Here is a 6,571-nt window from a genome sequence, read left to right on the forward strand (position 1 = left end):
GCCCGGCCCGATCCACGAGGGCAATGGCAAAGCCATCGCCTTCGTCGACGAGAACGCCGACCAGAAGCAGCGGGACGCGCTGTTGAAGATCATGACGGGCCAGGACACCGCCCCGTTCGCGACCATGTTCGCGGTCTACGCCGCGACCGTGACCAAAATGCACGATCCGGTCTTCACCAAGATCGATCTCGAGCTTGATATCGACGGCCGCAGAGGCCGTATCTTCGTCAAGGACTATATCGACACAATCGGCGAGCCGATCCGCAGCAAGGCGACGGGCGCGGAATCGCGGGCGCAGATCGTGTTGCCGGAGGGCTTCGAATACACGGTGGCCGAGATCGGCAGCGCGTCGAGCAAGACCAAGGGTCCGGTCGAGGTCGAAATGAAGGACACCTACGGCCAATTCGCGCGGCTGCACCTCAACAACAACGGCGTCGTGCGGGCCTGACCCCCCGCGCATGTCCGAAGCATCCGCGCTCGAACGCCTGCTCAAACGCGACCGCACGATCGCGCTGGCGGGTCTGGCTCTGTTGTGCGCGCTGGGTTGGCTCTACCTCTTGACGGGCGCAGGGCTCGGCATGAGCGCGTGGGAGATGACCACGCTCTCGCTGTTCCCGCACCTGGAAGCCGCCGACATGATTCCGGACATGCCTGGTATGGGCACAGGCGGCATGGACATGGGCGGCGCGCCGATGACGCCCGCGCCTTGGGCGTTCGCCACATGGGCGCTGATGATCGCGATGTGGTGGATCATGATGATCGCCATGATGGCGCCGAGCGCAGCGCCGACGATTCTGCTCTACGCGCGCGTGAATCGCCACGCCGTCGCGCAGGGTCGGGACAAGCTCGCGCCCACCGGCGCTTTCGCCGCAGGCTATCTGCTGGTCTGGCTGGGCTTCTCGGTCGCCGCCGCCGCGCTGCATTGGGGGCTCGAACGCGCCGGGCTCGTCTCGGCCATGCTGATGGGATCGCAGAGCCGCTGGCTATCGAGCGCCGTCCTGATTGCCGCCGGCCTCTACCAGCTCTCGCCGCTGAAGCACGCGTGCCTGTCGCATTGCCGTGCTCCGGCGTCGTTCCTTGCGTGCCACTGGCGTCCGCACGTTTCAGGCGCGCTCCGGCTCGGCGCGCTGCACGGGGGCTTTTGCGTGGGCTGCTGCTGGATGCTGATGGCGCTCTTGTTTGTCGGTGGGGTGATGAACCTCGGTTGGATCGCTGCGCTCGCCGTGCTGGTGCTGGTCGAGAAGGTGCTGCCGGCGGGCCGATGGGTCGGCCGAGCCGCGGGCGCCGCACTGATCTCTTGGGGGATCGCCACGCTCCTGGTCTGAGGCGCTGCCGCCGCGCATCGGGAAGGAAGTCGATGTTCTCAATCAAGTAGGCGATGCTCTCCCTGCGGCGCTCGATACCCGGACCGAGAGCATCCAGGCCGAGGGCCAGGCCACCCCAGGACTGCTACCCGTATGCATGAATCGCGAGAAGCATCTGCGGCTGACACGTCCGGCGGCTTTCGGCCAGAACCCACCTATCGGTACTAGGCCGAGCGAACTGCCTCATGGCACGCGATTCTCGCGCTGTCCAGCAACCGACCATCGAGATCTCCGCAATAGCGGACCACTCCCCAACCGTAAGCGGCCATTCAACATCAGTGAAAATGGCTGACCTGTTCTCTACTATTGCCAAGACTGACCCGAGTCGCACAAACCTTGGTCTGGGTTAAGAGGGAACCCCGAAAAATTCGTTTGTTGGTTTACACCAGAGGTCCCCACAACAGCTCATGCCTATCCCAAGCCGTCTAAGTTCTGTGGCAGTGTATACGAGAAAGGCAATCCGCCGAGGGCTTGCGGGCTTATGGCAATACGCTTACAAGATTCAGTATCGCCTTTCCGTTTGGAAGGTCAAGTACGGTGGGCGTGCATTTTTCGTTGTTTTGCTCCTTCTTCTCGCTTTGAGCCTCTATCTGTCGCCCACACTCCAAAATGCGCTGGCGCCCTACTACTCGTCCGAAGAATCGGTCAAGGCAATGAGCGGCTTGATTCTTAACCTGGGAAGCGCACTGATCGGCGCCGCCGCCATTGTTACGTCCCTGGTGCTGTTTGCCATGCAGGTGAACATCGAGCGTATGCCTCACGGGCTATTTCGCCGTCTGAGCGCGGACCCGAAGTTACTGGGCGCATTTGCATCGGCATTCCTCCTGGCAATCGGCGTCGCCACGCTGTCGACGTTCACTAGTCAAACCCGGCTGGCGATTGTGGTCCTTGCAGCTTCGTGGGCGATCGTATTCATACTCATTTTGTTCATGTACGCCTATCGGCGGGCCCTGCTCCTCATCAACCCCTTGCAGCAACTCGGCATACTCATTCACGACAGCCGTAAGGAATTGCGGACCTGGGCTCGACGTGCCTCGCGGGCGATGCCTCTTCTTGAGCGAGAAGACAGTGCGAGCGCAACGTCATCACCCACGGACTCCACGCACGATGTGGCCCGCACAGCCTTCTTGCAGATCAACAACCGTTGGACCGATGGCGCCAAGCGAGCCATCCGACATGCAATGTCATTTGCTCGGCGCTATGCCGAACAGGGAGATTATGAGGTTTCCGGGGCCGCTCTGAATGCCGTCGTCGCCATCAATGCTGCGTATATCGAGGCGAAGGGGAAAACTTTTTACGCGAATAACCCATTTCTCGAAAACCCTCTCGCCAACGACGGATTCATCAACGACACACTGGAGCATCTACGGCAAAACACACAAGCTGCAATAGCGCGCCGGGATGAACAGCAAATCGCGCAAACATTGCGAGCGATGGCTGCGCTTGTCCAAGTGTATCTTGGCATCGATTACTCCAGTCCATATGCCACGAAAAGCCACGCACGCCTTGCCGCTGGATACCTCGCAAGCGCGGTTCAGGCTGTGGTTCCCCACGATATGGCGGATGTTCTGCTGGAGGGTCAGCGGCTCATGGGACAGTCTGCGCAACATCTCCTCATTCATGGGAATCCGGATGACATAACAACGCTCAGTGAAAAGATCGCATTGATCGCGTGCACTGGGTGTGCGAAAGAGGATTATCGCCCCGTCACGATGGAAGGAATGACCCAGCTTGCGAATCTGACCCTCGATCTACTTCGCTCCAGGAGTCACGACATTCATTTCGCAGTTGGTGAAGTCCGCCGTGATGTCGCCTTGGTTGCGAAATTGTTTATCAATGTGGCCGATACGCCGCTGTCGAGCAGCCATAGCACATTCCTGGGGGCGTACTATTCGTCGACCAGCGTGCAGAGCTTACGGGCGCGGCTTACGGAATTGGTCAATGCTCTCTCTGAAGCACAACCGGATAATGCGGACGCCCAATGGGTCATACGGAACGTCGAGCGGTGGGCGGATGGCCTGTACGAAACAGAGAAGGATTTGCTGCTCGCAGCCATAAAGGCAAAGTCCCACTTCACGTTTGACATGATTCACTGGATAACGGGCGTGACGGAAATCCTGTTGGCCGTATCAAACGCTCCGGCATGTGACGACCACAGCCAACAGGAGATCCGGAAGCACGCGCGTTGGTTGATCGCTACCTTGACTTGGATTCCTGATGACAAGGACACGGTGACGTTCGTTGAGAATTTTCAGATGACCGAGACCTTGTTTGAGGCCGCAATGGACGCGCGCAATCGCGGTTGTGATGAAATCGCGACGGAAATCGGAACGTTTCTTCTGTCCTGGATATTTAAGGGCGGGAGGTATCAAACAGGATGGGGCATTCTGGAGAGGGGGCTTTGTGGTCTTGCTGCGTTCGCTCTGATGGGTAGGGATGGAGAGGTTTCTGGGCTCAGAACGGCGGTAGCAGCTCACTTGTCGGGCGAGTCTGCGCCAGTGCAGGAAATCCGCGAACGCGCGGCAAGAAGGATATTTGAACGGGCTGTGAGCCTGTATAGGCCGGGGAGCTGGATGTCCCGTATCGATATGGCGATCGCTCGAGCCGACCACCAGAAATTGCGTCCTCTTTTGGAGGAGATCGCTGGCTTGCTGTCGCCAAGGCCCAACTCACAAGGCAACAAACCATAGGGGGTGCACAAGGACAATCGCTCGGTGTCCGCGTTAGCCTTCAAGTAGTACCATACGGCAGCCCTGAGCGACGTCCGCTTTGGGTCGAATGGTGCCTTTCGATGGTTTTGTTGGCGGGTTGATAAGGAGGTCGAGGGTGTTTTGCCCACAAGGGCTTAAGATCAATGGTCAGCCCGAGTGCTCTGGCCCCGGACATGGGAGCAACGACCGTGGACGAGACCGTGCCGCCCGACTTGACGCTGTTTGACCTTGCGGTCTACCGTCCAGCAATGTGGAACAAGGGGAGTGCGATGGGCCGGACCTGGCAGCTCGCGGCGTTCGCCATGTTAGGGGCGACGGCGATGCTGATGGTGTCGGCGGCGAGCGCGGGCGCGGGGCCTTCTCGCGGTTCCGGCCTCACGGTCAGGATCGAGAGCGCGAGCCAGAAGGAGATCCTCGCTCGGGGACTCGAGGTTCTGGTCTCGAACAAGGGCGCGGGGCGCCCGATTGTCAGGGTCAGTGGCTCCTCGAGCACCTTCGACGTTCCGGATTTCAGGCGGCTGACGAAGACGCGGGCGGTCCGGCTGCGGGGAGCGAAGGCTTCGAGCCAGCGGGTCACGGTCGTGCGCCTGCGGCTCACCGCCGAGGGGCGCGAGCAGATCGCGAGCTGCGAGGCCAGGACCCTGCGGGTGGAGACCGGCGGTGCGAGGGACCAGGCGAAACTCGTGCGCGACACGAGGCAATGCAAACCGAAGCCGGTTGATCTGAGCCGTGCCGATCGTTGCGACTTCATCGGCCAACAGGACGGATCGCTGTGTCTCCTTCCGTTCCCCGACGACTTTTACACAATCGCCGATCCCTCGACCCGAACCGGTCGCCGGATCGATCTCAAGACCGCCGCGATGCCGCGGAACGTCGCCGGCAAGCCGATCGACGCCGGGCCCTACAATCTCAACGACGGCTTCAGCCCCGGGCAGGCGATCGTGCTCCGCGTGCCGGGGCTCGACAACCCGGAAGCGTTCGAAAAGACCGACCCGGTGCCGATCGGCCGCATCGGCCGTTACGCCGAGCCCCATGCCCCGATCGTCCTGATCGATGCCCATACCGGCGAGCGTGCCCCGATCTTCGTCGAGATCGACTCCAACGCGAGCGAGCCGCTGAGCACCGCGCTCATGATCCAACCGGCGACCAACCTGGCCTCCGGCCACCGCTACATCGTCGCGCTGCGAGACCTCAAGGACGCTGACCGCAATACAATCCGCGCGCCCGAGGGCTTCCGCTACTACCGCGACCGGCTGCCGACCCGCAGGGCCCCTATCAAGAGACGGCGGGCGCACTTCGAGGGGATCTTCGACACCCTGCGCCGGGCAGGGATCCGGCGCTCGAACCTGTACCTCGCCTGGGACTTCACCGTCGCCAGCGACGAGAACATCGCGGCGCGGGTGCTGAGCATGCGCGACGATGCCTTCGGCCAACTCGGCGACGACGACCTCTCCGATCTCACGGTCCAGGGGCACGCGCCAGCGTTCCAGGTGACGCAGGTGAACAATTTTACCGTCGGGGAGGACGCTCGGATCGCCCGCCAGGTGCTCGGCACCTTCACCGTGCCCTGCTATCTGCAACCGAGCTGCGCCGCGGGCGGCCAGTTCGCGCTCGACCCCAACGGGCTCCCGACCGAGAACGGCACCTGGACCGCGAACTTCGAGTGCATCGTCCCTCGCGTCGCGGTCGACGAGCCCGGCGCCGCCCCGGCGCGCCCATCGCTCTATGGGCATGGTCTCTTCGGCAGCGCTGGCGAGGTGCACGCCGGGGGCCAGAAGGATCTCGCCAACCGGTACGGGTTCGTGCTCTGCGCGACCGACGAGATCGGGATGTCGAGGAGCGACATTCCGTTCCCCACGTTGCCGATCCTCCACGATCTCTCGAGCTTCCCGAAGCTTGCCGACCGCCTGCAGCAGGGCCTGCTCAACGAGCTCTACTTCGGCCGACTGATGATCCATCCCGACGGCTTAAAGAGCGATCCGGCCTTCCACGTCGATCCGCAGAACCCGGCCAGCGCGCCGGTGATCGACGCGAGTCATCTCTACTACAACGGCAACAGCCAGGGTGGGATCATAGGCGGTGCGCTGACCGCGATCGCGCCCGACTTCACCCTCGCGGCACTGGGGGCGGCGGCGATGAGGTACTCGATGCTCTTGCCGCGCTCGATCGCCTTCGACAGGTTCACGAGCGTCCTCTATCCGGCCTACCCGAACGAGTTGGCTCGGCCGCTGCTGCTGTCGCTGCTCCAGATGCTCTGGGACCGTGGTGAGGCGAACGGCTACGCAAACCGGATGACGGATGACCCGCTGCCGAACACGCCTGCGCACAAGGTTCTTTTAAACGTCGCCTTCGGCGACCACCAGGTGACAAACTGGGCAGCCGACATCGAGGCCCGCACGATCGGGGCCGCGACGCACGCGCCGATACTCGACCCCGGGCGCTGGCCGGACGTCGACGCGCTCTGGAACGTCCCGGCAATCCAGAGCTACCCCTACA

Annotated in this window: 4 protein-coding genes; all 4 read left to right on the plus strand. The window is 62.2% G+C overall.

Annotated features, from left to right (window positions below; genetic code table 11):
• Window positions 1-448, plus strand: a 448-nt coding sequence (locus M3461_10490; protein ID MDQ3774745.1) for a DUF1326 domain-containing protein, incomplete at its 5' end; no start/stop codon positions are given.
• 10 nt (window positions 449-458) lie between these two features.
• On the plus strand, window positions 459-1,325 hold the full coding sequence (locus tag M3461_10495) for a DUF2182 domain-containing protein (protein ID MDQ3774746.1): 867 nt from the start codon (window positions 459-461) through the stop codon (window positions 1,323-1,325).
• Window positions 1,326-1,804: 479 nt separating this feature from the next.
• On the plus strand, window positions 1,805-4,054 hold the full coding sequence (locus M3461_10500; protein MDQ3774747.1) for a hypothetical protein: 2,250 nt from the start codon (window positions 1,805-1,807) through the stop codon (window positions 4,052-4,054).
• 209 nt (window positions 4,055-4,263) lie between these two features.
• Window positions 4,264-6,571 (plus strand): hypothetical protein (locus tag M3461_10505; GenBank protein MDQ3774748.1); only part of this gene is annotated, 2,308 nt, incomplete at its 3' end.

It is taken from the genome of Pseudomonadota bacterium, from assembly GCA_030860485.1.
Classification (GTDB): domain Bacteria; phylum Pseudomonadota; class Gammaproteobacteria; order JACCXJ01; family JACCXJ01; genus JACCXJ01.